Consider the following 17,688-nt stretch of genomic DNA (forward strand, 5'->3'; position numbering starts at 1 on the left):
ATAATCTATGGGGCTTAATGAAGCAATACTATTTGATGCACTAAATTTTACACTTTTTTTGTTTATGGCATTATGTTATGCCTTTTTACTAAAAAGACGAATATCAAAGGTTGTTGGAAGATGGTTTGTCTTCTTATTGATTATAACAAGTTATTCTTCTTATAACATAATGGTTGCACCTGTTCATGATTACAATCAAGTAATTTCAAGAACATTCATGTACCATCAAAAAATTTTTGGTCCCTTTAATTTAGTTGATGTTTTATTTATAGTTACTATAGCTTTCTTTTCATATAAATTAATTTATATAACGAGATATTATAAAAAGATCACTTTTAATAATTTAGGGGTGAAAATAGTTTTAAATAGAGAATTTATGGTTTTCTTTATTTCTTTCTTTTCGTTCATCCTTTGGAATTATTTTAATGACAAAAATTTTGATTTTGGCAGTGAGTTCATTTATTATCGAGGTTTAATATATTTTCTTGGGGCTATATTAGCATTAAGATTTGATGTAAATAATAAAGTTTCCGTAAAAGATATATTTTCTTTTTTCTTAATCATTGATGCTCTTAATTTAGTGTCAGGTTTTGTCGCAACACAACTATTTAGTAACTATGTGTGGTTTCGGTATGTATTCAAAGTAACGATCATAAATCAAGATAGCATATCATCATTCGTTTCAATTTATAGCATTGTGGCCATAGTTGCTATATTTAGATATCGAGAAATGAAAAAAACAATTGGCGGATTCAATCTTTTTATTTGTTTTGCGATTCTTATTTTATCACAGATCAATTTTTATAAAGGATTGATACTCAGTATGTCTATTGTAATTATGATCTACTCAGTTAGTTTGGTTCTTGCAAAAAAGAAAACTATATCGTTGACAATAATTATTTTATTGGGTATTGTCCCTCTTACGCTTTTGGCTTTATCGAAAAGTGATAAGTTCTCGGATACAGCGTTGGCGACACGTTCAGTTCAAACCTTAGATTATATTGAATATTTAAATACTCAAACACCACTGCAATATATAATTGGAACAGGATTGGGGTCAACATATCCTTACTACCATCAGGATTTAGATAGAGGTGCGACAAAAGAAGTCGATGTAGAAAGTGGAAATGAAAGACGTTCGATTCAGGTTCCATATCTAAATATATATAAAGCTAGTGGTTTGTTAGGAGGATTAGCCTACACATTGCTTTCACTTATTGCATTATTTTTATTAGTAAAATCCATAATAAATGAAGAAAATGTTTTAATTCAGGCATTGTTACTTTTTTTAATCACTCGATTATATAATGGGACTGGGCTAATGACTCCATTTCCAGTCATTATATTTGTTGTCAGGACAATTTATCTGATCTATGTAAGTAAGTGCGAAAGTAGCCAAGATGAGAGAAATTATGAAAGAAATTAATAGCAAAGTACTTGATATTATCTGTCCACTTTATAACAAAGAAAAATATATTGAGGATTTCCTGTCATCTTTGCGTATTCTTCCATCAGATAAAGTAAATATAATTCTGATCGATGATGGTTCATATGACTCAACTAAAGAAAAAATTGATAGCTATGTTTTAAAAAATAAAATAAATAATGTTTATTATTTTCACAAAAAAAATGGAGGTGTCTCATCCGCAAGAAATAAAGGAATAGTTGAATCAGTTTCTGATTATATTTGGTTTTGTGACCCTGATGATCTTATTACAAATGAATCATTAAACATTTTACAAAAAGTGGATAATTTAAATGATGATATTGTGGTATGCGGTTATATTACAGCTTTTGAAGAAAATAAAATTGAAATTACCACTTCCTATAAAAAAGAACGATTTACCACGATCGATTTTTTAACATCTCATGATTACTTTACAAAGAAGAATGCAATCAGTACTGTTTGGAATAAAATATATAAAAGGCAATTTATTGCTAATATACGTTTTCCAGAAGATATGAACCATTCTGAAGATCGTTATTTTAATCTTTCCCTTTTAAAAAAAATGGTACTGTACTAACATGTGATCTTATTATATATAGGCATAAAAGATACTCTGCCAATACCTTAAGCACAACGAAAGACAGTGCCAGAATAAACGATATTATAAAGGCGGATTTGTATAATTTGGTTGTATTGAGTGGTTTTAAAAATATTAAAAAGGAAAAAAAAATTCATGTTTATAGAATTTCTCGTGAAAAAATGCATGCTTCAGAAAAGAGAATACTAAAATTTTATCAAGATGAGTGCAAGTTATTAAATATTAAACCAAATTTTTTTATATCTAGTAAAGATGTTTTATTATATTTATACCTTCTAGTATTTGGCAAATAAATAAAATAGTACAATTGTGAATATTCCTTTAAATGATGAATATAATACTGTGCTGAAAAGGAAATTCTCACAACTAAGTAAAAATCTTTTGAGTTAGTAAGCGATAAAGCACTATCGTTTGCTATTATTATGGATAACAAATGAAAATAATGCTTGTAAACTCGCTTTATTATCCTTTTAAAGTTGGTGGTGCTGAGGTTTCAGTTCAATTACTTGCTGAAGGTCTTGTCAAACATGGTTGCGATGTAATGGTTGTAACTTTGACTAACGATAGGATGAGGCATTTGACGACTGAGTATATAAATAAGGTTAAAGTGGTAAGGGTTTATCTAAAAAATATTTATTGGCCATTTGATGAGAAAGATAATCGCGGATCTATAAAGAAGCTAGTGTGGCATATTATTGACTCATATAATCCGTTAATGCAGAAAATCGTTAATAAACTAGTTAACGATTTTTCACCTGATATAATCCATACTAACAACATTTGTGGTTTTTCAACTTCAATTTGGAATAAATACGATAAAATAAAGGTTATTCATACGATCAGAGATTATTATCTATTAACACCATCAAGTGTATTAAGTGATAATAAGAAATTAACAGCGATAGATATAGCTCTTTCGTGGATTAAGAAAAAAAGGATATCCAGAGTATCTTGTTTTGTAGGTATAAGCGAATATATACTTAAAACACATAATGATCATGGCTTCTTTAGCGGGAATGAATATTTAAGGAAGATTTATAACTCTGCAATATTAACTAATTCCTTTTACTTGAATAAAAGTAAAAGTAAAAGTAAAAGTGGTATTTTTACTATTGGATTTATTGGCCGTTTAACTGAAGAAAAAGGATATTCCATCTTTTATGCGTTGGCCGATCATTATAAAAATAATAAACGTATTGTTTTTAAAGCGGCAGGAAGTGGTCGCGAAGATTATTTAGATGAATTGAAATGTAAGTATTCAGGTGTAAATTTGTATGAGATGGGGCATACATCTCAAAGTGAATTTTATAATGAAATTGATCTACTCATTATTCCTGCCAAATGGGCTGAACCTTTTGGCCGGACTGCTATTGAAGCATTTTCATATGCAGTTCCGGTTTTGAGTTCTGGCAGGGGTGGTTTGCTCGAGATTAATTCAATTTTAAAACAAGATATATATAAAGACTTTCAAGATTTGATTAAAAAAGTGGATGCCCTAATTGAGAATAATCCTTCAGTAGATAAATCTATGGTAAGTGAGTTTAATGAGCATTTTTCTGAAAAACGTTATATTTCTCAACATTTGAAATTATATTCTTTTCTTTGTAATAAATGAATGCTTATGTGGTGTGTTATTCATTAAAGGTACTGCTATGATTTTTTTTTCGCGAAGACTTATTTTAAGTAAACTTACAACGTTACCATTCATACTTTTCTTTTCAAAATCGTATGCTCAAAATAATAAAGATGACAATGGTAGTTCAAAAAAAGATTGTACCTCTGATAAAAGTAATTATTTGCATGCTGATAGTGAAGTTATAAAGGCTAACGAAACACAAAAAATTATGCTTGATGAGCTAGTAGCACAAAGAAAAAAAATACATTTTCTTATGGAAAATCCATCTGTTTCATTTGATTTTTTTTTAGATATTCACGATGGTTCTGTAGATGCTACGCCAGCATTGAAAGCTGCTGCAGCGTCAGGTAAAACAATCGTTTTCCCGTCAAACGGTGTCTATTCAATAAACCAAAACGACATAGCCATTTCTCCCTTCACTAAATTTATTGGCCCGGATGGAGGGTATGCAACATTTTTGGTTAATTCAACCGAGGGTAGTTTCGGTACTTTTGATTTACGGAATAAAAACGGGCTAGGAGATGATATCTACAGTGGAGGGTATTTTAATGTATTTAGAAATCTTCGGTTCAGATACCCCGGTCAAATTAAAAATTTGACTGACGTCGCATCTAATCCAATAGCTTATCTCCCACTTTTTTTTGGAGGTGGTTACTCAAGTCGCTTCGAATATCTTGATATAGGGAATGCATATATTGGGTTCGTTCTTGGTGGCAAAGGATTAGGAAGCTGTAGTCGGATAGTATTGAAGGATATTATAGGTGCACCAATTTTTCTTGGGTTGAGTATTGAACAAGTAAGAGATATACCAATAATACAGAATATTTCCTGGAATTATAATTATCTCGATTTAGATAAAAATCATTCTTACGGGAACATGCTAAAACAATGGATGGCATTAAATGCGACTGCTTTTCAGTTCGGCCGATGCGATTGGGCATCCTGCATCAATCTTTTTAGCTATGGATATTATAAAAATTTAGTTATTGAATCTAGGCGATATACTGGTTCAGCTGATAGAATTAAGTTTATAGGATGTTTTAGTGACCAGTCTATTCATCCCTTGTGGGTTAAAGATTTTGAAAATCAACTGGATTTTATTGCATGTGGCTTTACCGGTGTGAAAACTAATGTAAAAAATGCTAGTGGTATCTTTTTATCAACAAAAAGTATCAACGCGAATGTGAGTTTTACTAACTGTACATTTAATTCATATTACATGGACATTATAATCTCTAAAGTTAATGTTAATATGTATGCCTGCCAATTCTATAATTATGGTTTTGGCAGCAAACAAACTTCTCCAGCCTCTGCTATTAGCATTGATAATGACAATGTAACAGTAAATATTGTTAATACTGACATCGACGCATCCGCTGGTGAATATGTAAGATGCTTATCCGACGGGGGGTATTCTGGATGCTTGTTAAATATTACTGGGTGTTCAAATCTGACAGGCTCTAAATTTGAGATTTTTAGGTGGGATAGTAGCTCAAGTAATGTAGAGTTAATCTCACAAGATTCATATATTTCAGGTGCTTATGATGATATTGTTGGTGTTAGTAGTCTTGGTATAACGGCATATATTCCTCGGCGGTTTTATTTAGAGTCTTTACCTCTGAAAGGATCCTTTAAAGAGGGTGACTATATTGTTAATACAAAACCAAGTGGAACAAAAGAAGATAGTATTATTAAGGGGTGGGTGAGAATGACAACTGGACATAATAATCAACTTAATATAGATTGGGTTGAAGATAAACTAACAAAATAAATTTTTTATACTGGTTATTAACATTTGGAATAATTATGCGCAATTTTAATGTAGGTATAGTTGCTGATTGGTTTATTACATATGCAGGCTCTGAGAAAGTTGTTGCAGAGTTTATTAAGGTTTTCCCCGATTCTGAACTTTATTCAGTTGTAGACTTTCTTTCAAAAGAAAATAAAAAATATTTTCAGGATAAAGACATCACAACAACTTTTATTCAGAACTTACCAAAAGCTAAAAATAAATATCAAAGCTATTTACCATTGATGCCACTAGCTATTGAACAGTTAGATGTTTCTAAACATGATGTAATTATATCGAGTTGTCATGCAGTAGCTAAGGGTGTTTTAACTGGACCTGATCAATTGCATATTAGCTACATTCATTCTCCTATTAGGTATGCTTGGGATCTTCAACACCAATATCTTCGGGAGGCAGGGTTAGATAAAGGTTTCAAAGGACTTTTAGCAAAATATATTCTTCACAAAATGAGAATGTGGGATGTACGTACTGCTAATGGAGTAGATCACTTTATTGCAAATTCACATTTTATAGCTAGGCGAATTAAGAAAGTTTATGGGCGTGATGCTGATGTTATTTATCCTCCTGTTGACGTAGAGAGATTTAAATTAAATGAGAATAAAGAAGAATACTACCTGACTGCCTCTAGATTAGTGCCATATAAAAGAATAGACCTCATTGTTGATGCATTTAAGGCAATGCCTGATAAAAAGTTGATTGTCATTGGTGATGGTCCAGAAATGAAAAAGATACGTGACAAAGCAAGTGCAAATACTGAAATACTTGGCTTTCAGTCTAATGAAATTATGGAAAATTGCATGCGGAATGCTAAGGCATTTGTTTTTGCAGCTGAGGAAGATTTTGGTATCACTCCAGTTGAAGCACAGGCCTGTGGTACTCCAGTCATTGCCTATGGAAAAGGAGGCGTCTTGGAAACGATACGTGGAATGTCGAAAACTACTCCGACAGGAGTTTTCTTTGATAAACAACATGTTGACTCTATAATTGATGCTGTAAATAAATTTGAGTCGAACTTTGATCTTTTTGCTCCGATTGAATGCAGAAATAATGCCATGCGGTTTTCAGAGGAGCGATTTAAAAACGAAATTCATTCATATGTAAACGATAAATGGAATGATTTCAAAGGACGTATTGAGAATTAAATAAAATCATTCATTCTTTACTATATATTTTTGGAATATGATTTTGGTGGTGATACAATTCATCATCATATTTTTTATATCAATATATGCGTTGTATTTAAACTTTGCTTGTGATGAAAATCCCACGAAGCTGGCCAAATGTCAAAAAATAAATTAATTGTTAAGAATACTATTTTTTTAGCGACAAGAACTGTAATATCAATATTAATTTCTCTTTATACCACAAGAGTTGTATTATATCAATTAGGTACTAATGATTATGGTTTATTTAATGTAATATATGGCGTGGTTGCTCTTACGGTATTTTTATCAGCAGCTATGAATGAGTCAGTTCAACGTTACATTTCCCTCGATCTTGGGCGTGGAGATATACAAGCTGTTAGGAATACGATTAAGAATAGTTTATGCATTTATTTATTTTTATCTCTTTCATTTACTTTTGTTCTCTTTTCTTTAAATAATTATGTCATCACATCTTTAATCAACATTCCTCATTCATCTATAATTGTTGCAAAGAAGGTTTATGGCATTGCAGTATTGTCAATTTTTATTTCTATAATTCAGACGCCATTTAATGCAATTGTTATCGCTCACGAAAGAATGTCCTTTTATGCATATATGTCGATTTTTGACGTCAGCTCAAAATTGTTAATTGCTTTTTCATTGTCTATTGTAACACACGATAAAGTGTTGTTTTATTCTTTGTTTTTACTCTTTTCTTCTGTGATAACATTCATAATCTACACTGTTTTTTGTTTTTTTAGCTTTAAAGATAATTTTAAAAATGGTTTTCTTTCGATTTCAGTAATGAAGGACATTGCCTCTTTTTCCTTTTGGAATATTTTTGGTAATTTCGCTTATGTTTGTAGAACTCAAGGGATAAATATTGCAATTAATATATTTTTTTCAACTGCAACAAATGCTGCATATGCAATATCTACTTCTGTTTTAAATGCAATGACATCACTTACGCAATCTCTTGCACTTGCAATCAGGCCTCAGATTTTTAAGTCATATGTTAATCAGTCTGATAGTAATAGATATAAGATGTTGATTTTTTTTGGATCAAAGTATACTTTTTCCTTATTATTCCTTTTGTCCTTTCCGATTATTCTTCTTACTGAGCAAGTGCTTTCGATTTGGTTAGTTAATGTTCCTTTCTGTGCAGTAATATTTGTACGAATTATACTCTCTGTTGCATTGGTTGATAGTCTTTCATCCAGCATAATTGCAGGAATTCAAGCGTCGGGAAGAATTAAGGTATACCAACTTGTTGTTGGTTTTATGGTTTTTATGTCCTTGCCATTGACATATTTTTCCTATAAATTGAACTATCCTCCATACAGTGCATTTGTTATTCTTTTCATAATTTCGATAATAAATTTAAATCTTAGAATATTTTTTCTCAAAAAAGCCACGGGATTTACATTTAAAGATTATTATTCTTTAGTAATATTACCCTGTATGTGTTCTGTCATCTTGGTTATAGCTACTAACTACTTTTTGTTGAATTTTTTTAAATATGATTCAATTTTGAACACGTTTGTAAGTATAACATTACACTATATCGTAACGTTTTTTGTGTTATGTATAACAGTTCCCTCTAAGGAGGAAAGACAATTTGTCTTAAACTATATGTTGAGGAAGTTTAAGTGACTATAAAAGAGATTGTACGGAATGAACTTTGTACTGGATGCGGTGTTTGTATCTCAGAAGATAAGAGTAATTCATCAGAGATGATATGGAATTCTCAGGGTTTTTTAGTCCCGCAATTATCAAATTCCTCGGATGAGAAGTCGATGGAAAGGGTTTGCCCATTTAGTTTGAATGGACAATATAATGAAGACACTCTTGCAAAACTTTTTTTTAAGAATGCACCACACCAAGATAGTGATATTGGTTTTTACTCGAACTTATATTTTGGGTTCTCTAAGGAACATAGAGCTACATCCTCTTCTGGAGGAATGGCTACTTTTTTATTCGAGCAGATTTTATTGTTAAACCAAGCAGATCATCTTTTTATAGTTAAAGAAATTGATGGTAAGTATGGATATCAACTTCATAGCTCGGTTGATTCTATAAAAGAAATATCAAAAACACGTTATTATCCTGTCACACTTGAATCACTTTTTTCAGAAATTGACAACATTAAAGGTACTATAGCTATTTCAGGTGTTGCATGTTTTATTAAAGCAATTAGGTTAAAACAAGTTTATAATCAGGAATTGAGGGATAAAATTACATTCTTGGTTGGCATCATTTGCGGGGGGCTAAAAAGCAAATATTATACGGATTTTCTGGCGCAATCCTCAGGCTGCTTCGATGATTATAGTAATGCAGAGTATCGTGTAAAAAAACCAGAAAGTTATGCACTTGATTATAAATTTACGTGCAAAGAAAAATATGGTGAAAGAATACATGTTGTAGAAATGCGGAAAATGGGAGATATGTGGGGGACTGGACTGTTTAAATCAAACGCCTGTGATTTTTGTGATGATGTCACAACAGAACTAGCAGATATATCCCTTGGTGATGCTTGGATCGAACCTTATAGCTCAGATGGGATGGGGAACAGTGTTGTGATCGCGCGAAGTGCTCTTGCTGATGATATTGTTAAAAAAGGGATAGCGGATGGTAGCTTGAATTTAGTTCATGCTTCTCTTGAGCAAGTCAAGTCATCTCAACAAGGTAGTTTTAATCATAGGCATAAGGGGCTTTTGTTTAGGATAAAAGATGCTGAATCAAGAGGAAGGCTTTATCCGATAAAAAGGGCTAGATTTTTATCTAAGCAGTCTATTTTGTTTAATGAAATTCAACGTTTGCGGATGAAAACTAGAGAAAATAGCTTGGCTCTTTGGGTTAATACGCAAAATGTTGATGAGTTTAATGATTCTTTTACGCCATACCTGAATAAATTAAAAAGAGTTACTAAATTCCAAAAAATCGTATTGAAAGTTAATAGAAAAATAAAAAAACTACGAGGTGTTAAATAAATGAAAATTGCAATACTGACATTGCCTCTTCACGTTAATTATGGTGGGAATGTACAAAATTTTGCATTACAACAAACTTTACTTAAGTTAGGGCATGATGTGGTTACTATCAATTGCCAGGAAGCTAAGATAGGTACTTTGAGGTACGGCCTTTCTACAGCAAAGCGCTTGTTTCAGCAACCTAAGAGTAGCAGACGCTTACTTTTCACCAAAAAAGAAAAAGAAATTATTTCTCTTAACCACAAGCGTTTTATTTGTGATTATATTAAATTAACCGAACCTGTTGATTTCACCGAGTTGAGTCTTTTTTTTAAAAAAAATAAATTTGATGCTGTATTTGTTGGTAGTGATCAAGTTTGGCGGCCTAAGTACACACCTTGCATTGAATCCTATTTCTTAAGTTTTATTCAAGATAATACAGCAATCAAGAAAATATCTTATGCAGCTTCATTTGGCTCCGATAAATGGGAGTACAATAGTCAGCAGCATTCCATTTGTAAGTCACTCATTGAAAAGTTCGATGCTTTATCCGTACGAGAGTCTCTTGGTGCTGATATGTGTAAAGAATATTTTTCAGTAAATGCACAGCATGTGTTAGATCCAACAATGCTATTGACAAAAGAAGAATATATAGAGATTTTTAAGAGTGAAAATCTTCCTAATCATAAAGGGAAATTATTTAATTATACATTGGACGTTGATGAAGCGAAAAATAAGTTAATAAGAAATATATCGTCACATGTACATAAAGATTTTTTTACTACATACCCAGAGAAAACACAGAAAAAAACTTTATTTATTCACGATATTAAGACCTACCAGTATCCTTCTGTTCCAGCTTGGTTGAAATCTTTTTTTGATGCTGACTTTATAATTACAGATTCATTCCATGGCACAGTTTTTTCTATTATTTTTAATAAACCCTTTATTGCACTTTCTAACAAAGAACGTGGGGCAGCAAGATTTATATCGCTATTGAATATGTTCGGCTTAGAGTCGCGCCTTGTTACTGATGTTGATAAATTCGATATAAATATAATTGATGATAATATTGATTATGTTGAAGTCAATAAACGACTTGAGCAATATCGCATAATGTCTTTAGATTTCATAAGTAATGCGTTGAGTTAAAGATGTTAGTAATATATGTTTTGACTTTTACTTGACTATGGTTGTTTCTTTGTGGGTTTTTCATGCAACAATAGGCATGTTTTTTTTTGGCTATATTCCTTCCCGGCTTTGAGCTAACATAATCTTCACATTTAAGCTGCGAACAGTCGCAGTGACCACACCTGACAGGAGTATGTAATGTCCAAGCAACAGATCGGGGTTGTCGGTATGGCAGTGATGGGGCGTAACCTTGCGCTCAACATCGAGAGCCGCGGTTATACCGTCTCCGTTTTCAACCGCTCCCGTGAAAAGACCGAAGAAGTGATTGCCGAGAATCCAGGCAAGAAACTGGTCCCTCATTATACTGTGCAAGAGTTTGTTGAATCACTCGAGACTCCGCGCCGTATCCTGTTAATGGTGAAGGCGGGTACAGGCACTGACAGTGCCATCGACTCTCTGAAGCCTTACCTGGACAAGGGTGACATCATCATCGATGGTGGTAATACCTTCTTCCAGGATACTATTCGTCGTAATCGTGAGCTTTCTGCTGAAGGTTTTAACTTCATCGGAACCGGCGTGTCCGGCGGTGAAGAAGGGGCTCTTAAAGGTCCTTCGATCATGCCTGGCGGTCAGAAAGAAGCTTATGAACTGGTTGCTCCAATTCTCATGCAGATAGCTGCTGTCGCTGAAGACGGTGAGCCGTGTGTAACCTATATCGGTGCTGATGGTGCTGGTCATTATGTCAAAATGGTTCACAACGGTATTGAATACGGCGATATGCAGCTTATTGCAGAAGCCTACGCTTTACTGAAAGGTGGTCTCGCGCTTTCTAATGAAGAGCTGGCGCAAACCTTTACCGAATGGAATGAAGGTGAGCTCAGCAGCTATCTCATTGACATCACAAAAGACATCTTCACCAAAAAGGATGAAGAGGGTAAATACCTGGTCGATGTGATCCTCGATGAAGCGGCAAACAAAGGTACCGGTAAATGGACCAGCCAGAGCTCTCTTGACCTTGGTGAGCCGCTGTCACTTATCACTGAATCTGTATTCGCACGCTACATTTCTTCTCTTAAAGATCAGCGTGTGGCTGCTTCGAAAGTCCTTACCGGACCACATGCGAAGAGTGCAGGTGATAAAGAGGAGTTCGTTGAGAAAGTTCGCCGGGCTCTGTACCTGGGCAAAATCGTCTCTTACGCTCAAGGCTTCTCCCAGCTGCGTGCGGCTTCTGATGAATACCATTGGGATCTTAACTACGGTGAGATCGCGAAAATCTTCCGCGCAGGCTGTATCATTCGTGCTCAGTTCCTGCAAAAGATTACTGATGCCTATGAGCAGAACGCTGGAATTGCCAATCTGCTGCTAGCGCCTTACTTCAAACAGATCGCTGATGATTATCAGCAAGCCCTGCGCGATGTGGTTGCATACGCAGTACAGAATGGTATTCCGGTTCCAACTTTCTCTGCGGCCATCGCCTACTACGATAGTTACCGTTCCGCTGTTCTACCTGCTAACCTGATTCAGGCGCAGCGTGACTATTTTGGTGCGCATACCTATAAGCGTACCGATAAAGAAGGAGTGTTCCACACCGAGTGGATGGATTAACTAGCTGACAAACAACCTGGCAAAAGCCAGGTTGTTTTTTTAATTCAAAAATATCAAATAGTATTTAATTTTTTTGATTGTATATAATAAGGTTATTCCTTTCTTGTCTATGTGGTATTTCTCTATTTGCACTTTTAATTGAACTTGCAAATAAAGAAGTTATTACTTCCATCACGTCACATTTAATATTTCATATTTATTAAGGATTATATCATGTTACTTCCTGTGATTATGGCGGGTGGCACCGGTAGCCGCCTGTGGCCGATGTCCCGTGAACTCTACCCCAAACAGTTTCTCCGACTGTACGGGCAGAACTCCATGTTGCAGGAAACCATTTCGCGCCTCTCCGGTCTGGATACCCATGAGCCTATGGTTATCTGCAATGAAGAGCACCGCTTCCTGGTGGCTGAACAGCTAAGACAGCTCAACAAGCTGTCGAAGAATATCATTCTTGAGCCGGTGGGCCGCAACACGGCACCGGCCATCGCCCTCGCGGCACTGCAGGCCACGCAGAATGGCGATGACCCGCTGATGCTTGTCCTGGCAGCGGACCACATTATCAATAATCAGCAGGTCTTCCACGACGCCATCCGCGTTGCTGAGCAGTATGCGCATGCTGACCATCTGGTCACCTTCGGTATCGTTCCGAACACCCCGGAAACCGGCTACGGCTATATCCAGCGCGGCGATTCGCTGGGGGAAGGGGAGCATGCGCCTTATCAGGTCGCCCGCTTTGTCGAGAAGCCTGACCTGGAGCGTGCGCAGGCCTATCTGGCCTCCGGGGAATATTACTGGAACAGCGGTATGTTTATGTTCCGGGCGAAAAAGTATCTCTCCGAGCTGGCAAAGTTCCGCCCGGATATTCTCGAAGTCTGCACGGCTGCGGTCAATGCGGCCGATAGCGGCAGCGACTTTATCAGCATCCCGCATAAGGTGTTCAGCACCTGTCCCGACGAATCCGTTGACTATGCGGTAATGGAAAAGACCGCCGATGCGGTGGTGGTGGGGCTGGACGCGGACTGGAGCGACGTCGGCTCATGGTCAGCCCTGTGGGATGTCAGCCCCAAAGATGAGCTTGGCAACGTGCTGAACGGCGATGCCTGGGTGAACAACAGCCAGAACTGCTACATCAACAGCGACGAAAAGTTGGTGGCGGCTATCGGCGTTGAGGACTTGGTGATCGTTAGTACCAAGGATGCGGTGCTGGTGATGAATAAAAACCGCGCCCAGGACGTGAAAAAGGTCGTGGAGTACCTGAAGGCCAACCAGCGCAGCGAATATAAACGACACCGCGAAATCTACCGTCCGTGGGGCCGCAGCGACGTGGTGGTTCAGACTCCGCGCTTCAACGTTAACCGTATCACCGTCAAGCCGGGCGGGGCGTTCTCCATGCAGATGCACCACCACCGCGCCGAGCACTGGGTGATCCTCGCAGGCACGGGGCAGATAACGGTCAACGGTAATCAGTTCCTGCTGACTGAAAATCAGTCTACCTTTATTCCCATTGGTGCCGAACACTGCCTGGAGAATCCTGGACGTATCCCACTGGAAGTGTTGGAGATCCAGTCCGGATCCTATCTGGGCGAAGACGATATTATCCGTATTAAAGACCAGTATGGTCGTTGCTAATTTGTATTTAAGGATTAAATAGATGGCAAAATTAAACTGTTTTAAAGCTTACGATATCCGCGGCGAACTGGGCGAAGAATTAAACGAAGATATTGCCTACCGTATCGGACGTGCCTATGGCGAATTCTTGAAACCAAAAACGATCGTCGTGGGCGGTGATGTCCGTCTGACCAGCGAGTCCTTGAAGCTGGCGCTGGCCAACGGCCTGATGGATGCGGGCACTGACGTTCTGGACATTGGTCTGAGCGGAACCGAAGAGATTTACTTCGCCACCTTCCACTTGGGCGTGGACGGCGGGATTGAGGTGACGGCCAGCCATAACCCGATGAACTATAATGGAATGAAGCTGGTGCGGGAGAATGCGAAACCCATCAGTGGCGACACCGGGCTGCGCGACATCCAGCGCCTGGCGGAAGAGAATCAGTTTGCGCCGGTGGACGCGTCCCGTCGCGGCACCCTACGTCAGATATCGGTGCTGCAGGAGTACGTGGACCACCTGATGGGCTACGTGAACCTGGCCAGCTTCACCCGTCCACTGAAGCTGGTGGTGAACTCCGGCAACGGCGCTGCCGGTCACGTGATTGATGAAGTGGAGAAACGTTTTGTGGCGGCAGGCGTGCCAGTGACCTTTATCAAGGTGCATCACCAGGCTGACGGCAATTTCCCGAATGGAATCCCGAACCCGCTGCTGCCGGAGTGCCGGCAGGACACCGCGGATGCGGTGCGCGAGCACGGCGCGGACATGGGGATCGCCTTTGACGGTGACTTCGACCGCTGCTTTATGTTTGATAACGATGCAGAATTTATCGAAGGCTATTATATTGTTGGCTTGCTGGCGGAAGCGTTCCTGCAGAAGCAGCCGGGCGCCCGGATTATTCACGACCCGCGCCTGACGTGGAATACGGTGGATATGGTGACCCGCAGCGGCGGCACACCGGTGATGTCGAAAACCGGGCATGCGTTTATTAAAGAGCGGATGCGTCAGGAAGATGCGATTTACGGCGGGGAAATGAGCGCACACCACTATTTCCGCGACTTCGCCTACTGCGACAGCGGGATGATCCCATGGTTGCTGGTGGCGGAGCTACTATGTCTGAAGAACAGCCCGCTCAAGGCGCTGGTGGCGGACCGGCAGGCGGCGTTCCCGGCGTCCGGGGAAATTAACCGCAAGCTGGAGAATGCGGCGGCGGCAATTGCGCGCATCCGTGAACGCTATGAACCGGATGCCGTGAACGTGGATACCACCGACGGCATCAGTATTGAATATCCGGAGTGGCGTTTTAACCTGCGCAGCTCGAATACCGAGCCGGTTGTGCGTCTTAACGTAGAGTCAAAAGGAGACGATGAATTAATGAAGGCTAAAACAGAAGAAATATTAGCTTTAATGAAATAGAAATTAATCTGCCTAGAGCCATAGGATATGTGCGTGGAATGATGCATCACCTTATGGCTCTTTCTTGACTTCCCATCTTTCTGAGAGTAAAACCGCCACAAGTGTTGATTACCAGGGTGGCTAATATGCCGCCGTCCAGTTAACTGATTAAAGTGTGATCGAATGAAAATTACTATTTCCGGTACCGGTTATGTTGGTTTATCGAATGGCATCCTGATTGCGCAAAACCACGAAGTGGTGGCGCTGGATATCATTCAATCCAAAGTTGATATGATTAACCAAAAGATTTCTCCGATTGTCGATAAGGAGATCCAGGAATATCTGGCGGAAAAACCGTTGAATTTTCGCGCGACAACGGACAAGCATGATGCCTACCGTAATGCAGATTATGTCATTATCGCTACGCCGACTGACTACGATCCGAAAACGAACTACTTCAATACTTCGACTGTTGAAGCCGTTATTCGTGATGTCACCGAGATTAACCCAGACGCGGTAATGATTATTAAATCCACCATTCCCGTTGGCTTTACGCGTGATATTAAAGAGCGCCTGGGCATTGATAACGTCATTTTCTCTCCTGAGTTTCTGCGTGAAGGCCGCGCTCTTTACGACAACCTGCACCCGTCTCGTATCGTCATTGGCGAACGTTCAGAACGCGCGGAGCGTTTCGCTAATCTGCTGAAAGAAGGCGCGATTAAGCAGGATATCCCGACGCTGTTTACTGACTCCACCGAAGCTGAGGCGATTAAGTTATTCGCCAATACCTACCTGGCACTGCGCGTAGCCTACTTTAATGAACTGGACAGCTACGCTGAAAGCCAGTGTCTGAACAGTAAACAGATCATCGAAGGCGTGTGTCTCGATCCGCGAATCGGTAATCACTATAATAACCCCTCCTTTGGCTACGGCGGCTACTGCCTGCCGAAAGATACCAAGCAGTTGCTGGCAAACTATGAATCTGTGCCGAATAACATCATCGGTGCCATTGTAGATGCTAACCGCACACGCAAAGATTTTATCGCGGACTCAATCCTGGCACGCAAGCCTAAAGTTGTTGGTATCTATCGTCTGATCATGAAGAGTGGTTCCGATAACTTCCGCGCTTCTTCTATTCAGGGCATCATGAAGCGTATCAAGGCCAAAGGTATCCCGGTCATTATCTACGAACCGGTTATGCAGGAAGATGAGTTCTTTAATTCCCGCGTAGTTCGCGATTTCGAAGCATTCAAACAAGAAGCTGACGTGATTGTCTCAAACCGAATGGCTGAAGAGCTGTCGGATGTCGCTGACAAAGTGTATACCCGCGATTTGTTCGGTAGTGACTAAATCCCCCCCTCTGGCCGGGAGATAATCTGTCGGCCAGAATTTTCCTTTCTCCTGAAGGGTTCAGTTATTCGCCTGACAAATCGTCTTACTTCTCCTACCCCACCAACCCCTCTAAAAAACGTGACCTCGCTTAGATTCTTCAATCGATCATCTTGTCCCAACCATTGAGGTCGGATATGTTAAATTCACCTTGTGAAGAGCTACCGTCACTGTGATGTAGACGCTGGAGATAAGCGCCGGAAGGTAAAACAAAGCCTGCTTGCAGGCTTTTGTTGTTTCTGGAATCCGGGTTCTCAGGCGAGCTTCGTTACGACGAGCTAAGGCTCTGATTAAAATTTACACGGGTGATGGTACGGGATCTTTCAAGGGAAGGGCGCAGGCATAGAAAACACAAATCATTTACTGCCATTAGAATAGTAAAGGGAAAGTACCAGTGTGATATAACTTTTTTAAATGGTATCCATTGCCAGCTGAAAGGCTATATGTAGCCCCACCGCTGGCAGTGTTTATTCTTATATTATTATTTCCTATGCCTGTATTATAATTATATTAAGTTTTCTTTTCACCACTTTCGTTTGTTAAAAGTCAGCTTGGTCTTTTTCTGATCTTTGATATAAAAAATCAGAAAATAGACTGAAACAATCAACAGGATGGCAGCAACTGCTAAGAAAATTATGTTTGCCATAATGCGTACCGAATGAAAGGAATGTTATAAATCCATTTGCCTGCGAACTAATATCTCTGCAAAAGCATGCCTTTGCCTGCTTAACATATCCTGAATTTAAGAAAAATCCTATATGGCGTTTGTGGTTTTTTTACGGAAAGTGGAAAACCCTTTTCCGCGCCAGTAGTTTGAACAATAGCGCTGTAACCGACTTTTGCACCAGCTTGATTCGCTGGTCACAGTTTCCTTTGTACGCGAATGCTCTTTAGTGATTATAGTGAAAGTGGCTTATATCAGAGTTTGTTGATGAATTTGTTTGTTTTGTGTTAACT

Annotated in this window: 13 protein-coding genes; 12 read left to right on the forward strand and 1 reads right to left on the reverse strand. The window is 38.5% G+C overall.

What is annotated here, in order from left to right:
* Positions 1 to 7 precede the first annotated feature (7 nt).
* The 12 genes from K7H21_RS09335 (at position 8) to ugd (ending at position 16,692) form a co-directional block, all read left to right on the forward strand.
* A complete protein-coding gene (locus K7H21_RS09335; RefSeq protein ID WP_009654468.1) occupies positions 8 to 1,426 on the forward strand; it encodes a hypothetical protein in 1,419 nt (472 codons plus the stop codon).
* Positions 1,413 to 2,024: a glycosyltransferase family 2 protein gene (locus K7H21_RS09340; protein ID WP_223035730.1), complete on the forward strand. Its 612-nt coding sequence runs from the start codon at positions 1,413 to 1,415 to the stop codon at positions 2,022 to 2,024. Before K7H21_RS09335 ends, K7H21_RS09340 begins: the two co-directional genes overlap by 14 nt.
* Positions 2,025 to 2,478: 454 nt before the next feature.
* A complete protein-coding gene (locus K7H21_RS09345) occupies positions 2,479 to 3,660 on the forward strand; it encodes a glycosyltransferase (RefSeq protein WP_223035731.1) in 1,182 nt (393 codons plus the stop codon).
* 37 nt (positions 3,661 to 3,697) lie between these two features.
* Positions 3,698 to 5,452 (forward strand): hypothetical protein, encoded by a 1,755-nt coding sequence (locus K7H21_RS09350; protein ID WP_223035732.1) that lies wholly within the window; start codon positions 3,698 to 3,700, stop codon positions 5,450 to 5,452.
* A 35-nt stretch (positions 5,453 to 5,487) separates the two neighbouring features.
* Positions 5,488 to 6,633, forward strand: a complete 1,146-nt coding sequence (locus tag K7H21_RS09355) for a glycosyltransferase family 4 protein (protein ID WP_009654465.1) — start codon at positions 5,488 to 5,490, stop codon at positions 6,631 to 6,633.
* Between the two features lie 138 nt (positions 6,634 to 6,771).
* A complete protein-coding gene (locus K7H21_RS09360; RefSeq protein ID WP_154904917.1) occupies positions 6,772 to 8,289 on the forward strand; it encodes an MATE family efflux transporter in 1,518 nt (505 codons plus the stop codon).
* Positions 8,286 to 9,626: a Coenzyme F420 hydrogenase/dehydrogenase, beta subunit C-terminal domain gene (locus tag K7H21_RS09365; protein WP_141437691.1), complete on the forward strand. Its 1,341-nt coding sequence runs from the start codon at positions 8,286 to 8,288 to the stop codon at positions 9,624 to 9,626. Before K7H21_RS09360 ends, K7H21_RS09365 begins: the two co-directional genes overlap by 4 nt.
* Positions 9,627 to 10,757 carry a polysaccharide pyruvyl transferase family protein gene (locus tag K7H21_RS09370; RefSeq protein ID WP_223035733.1) on the forward strand — a complete coding sequence of 377 codons (1,131 nt, stop codon included), beginning with the start codon at positions 9,627 to 9,629 and terminating at the stop codon, positions 10,755 to 10,757.
* A 177-nt stretch (positions 10,758 to 10,934) separates the two neighbouring features.
* On the forward strand, positions 10,935 to 12,341 hold the full coding sequence (gndA, locus tag K7H21_RS09375; protein WP_223035734.1) for an NADP-dependent phosphogluconate dehydrogenase: 1,407 nt from the start codon (positions 10,935 to 10,937) through the stop codon (positions 12,339 to 12,341).
* A gap of 213 nt (positions 12,342 to 12,554) precedes the next feature.
* Positions 12,555 to 13,970 carry a mannose-1-phosphate guanylyltransferase/mannose-6-phosphate isomerase gene (locus tag K7H21_RS09380; protein ID WP_223035735.1) on the forward strand — a complete coding sequence of 472 codons (1,416 nt, stop codon included), beginning with the start codon at positions 12,555 to 12,557 and terminating at the stop codon, positions 13,968 to 13,970.
* Positions 13,971 to 13,992: 22 nt separating this feature from the next.
* Positions 13,993 to 15,363, forward strand: a complete 1,371-nt coding sequence (gene rfbK, locus K7H21_RS09385) for an O9 family phosphomannomutase RfbK (RefSeq protein ID WP_086531165.1) — start codon at positions 13,993 to 13,995, stop codon at positions 15,361 to 15,363.
* A gap of 162 nt (positions 15,364 to 15,525) precedes the next feature.
* Positions 15,526 to 16,692, forward strand: coding sequence for a UDP-glucose 6-dehydrogenase (gene ugd / locus K7H21_RS09390; RefSeq protein WP_223035736.1), 1,167 nt, complete (start codon positions 15,526 to 15,528; stop codon positions 16,690 to 16,692).
* A 562-nt stretch (positions 16,693 to 17,254) separates the two neighbouring features.
* Here the strand turns inward: ugd and K7H21_RS09395 are convergent.
* Positions 17,255 to 17,377: a small membrane protein gene (locus K7H21_RS09395; RefSeq protein WP_223035737.1), complete on the reverse strand. Its 123-nt coding sequence runs from the start codon at positions 17,375 to 17,377 to the stop codon at positions 17,255 to 17,257.
* Positions 17,378 to 17,688 lie beyond the last annotated feature (311 nt).

This window comes from Klebsiella sp. CTHL.F3a (assembly GCF_019890895.1).
Lineage (GTDB): Bacteria > Pseudomonadota > Gammaproteobacteria > Enterobacterales > Enterobacteriaceae > Klebsiella > Klebsiella grimontii.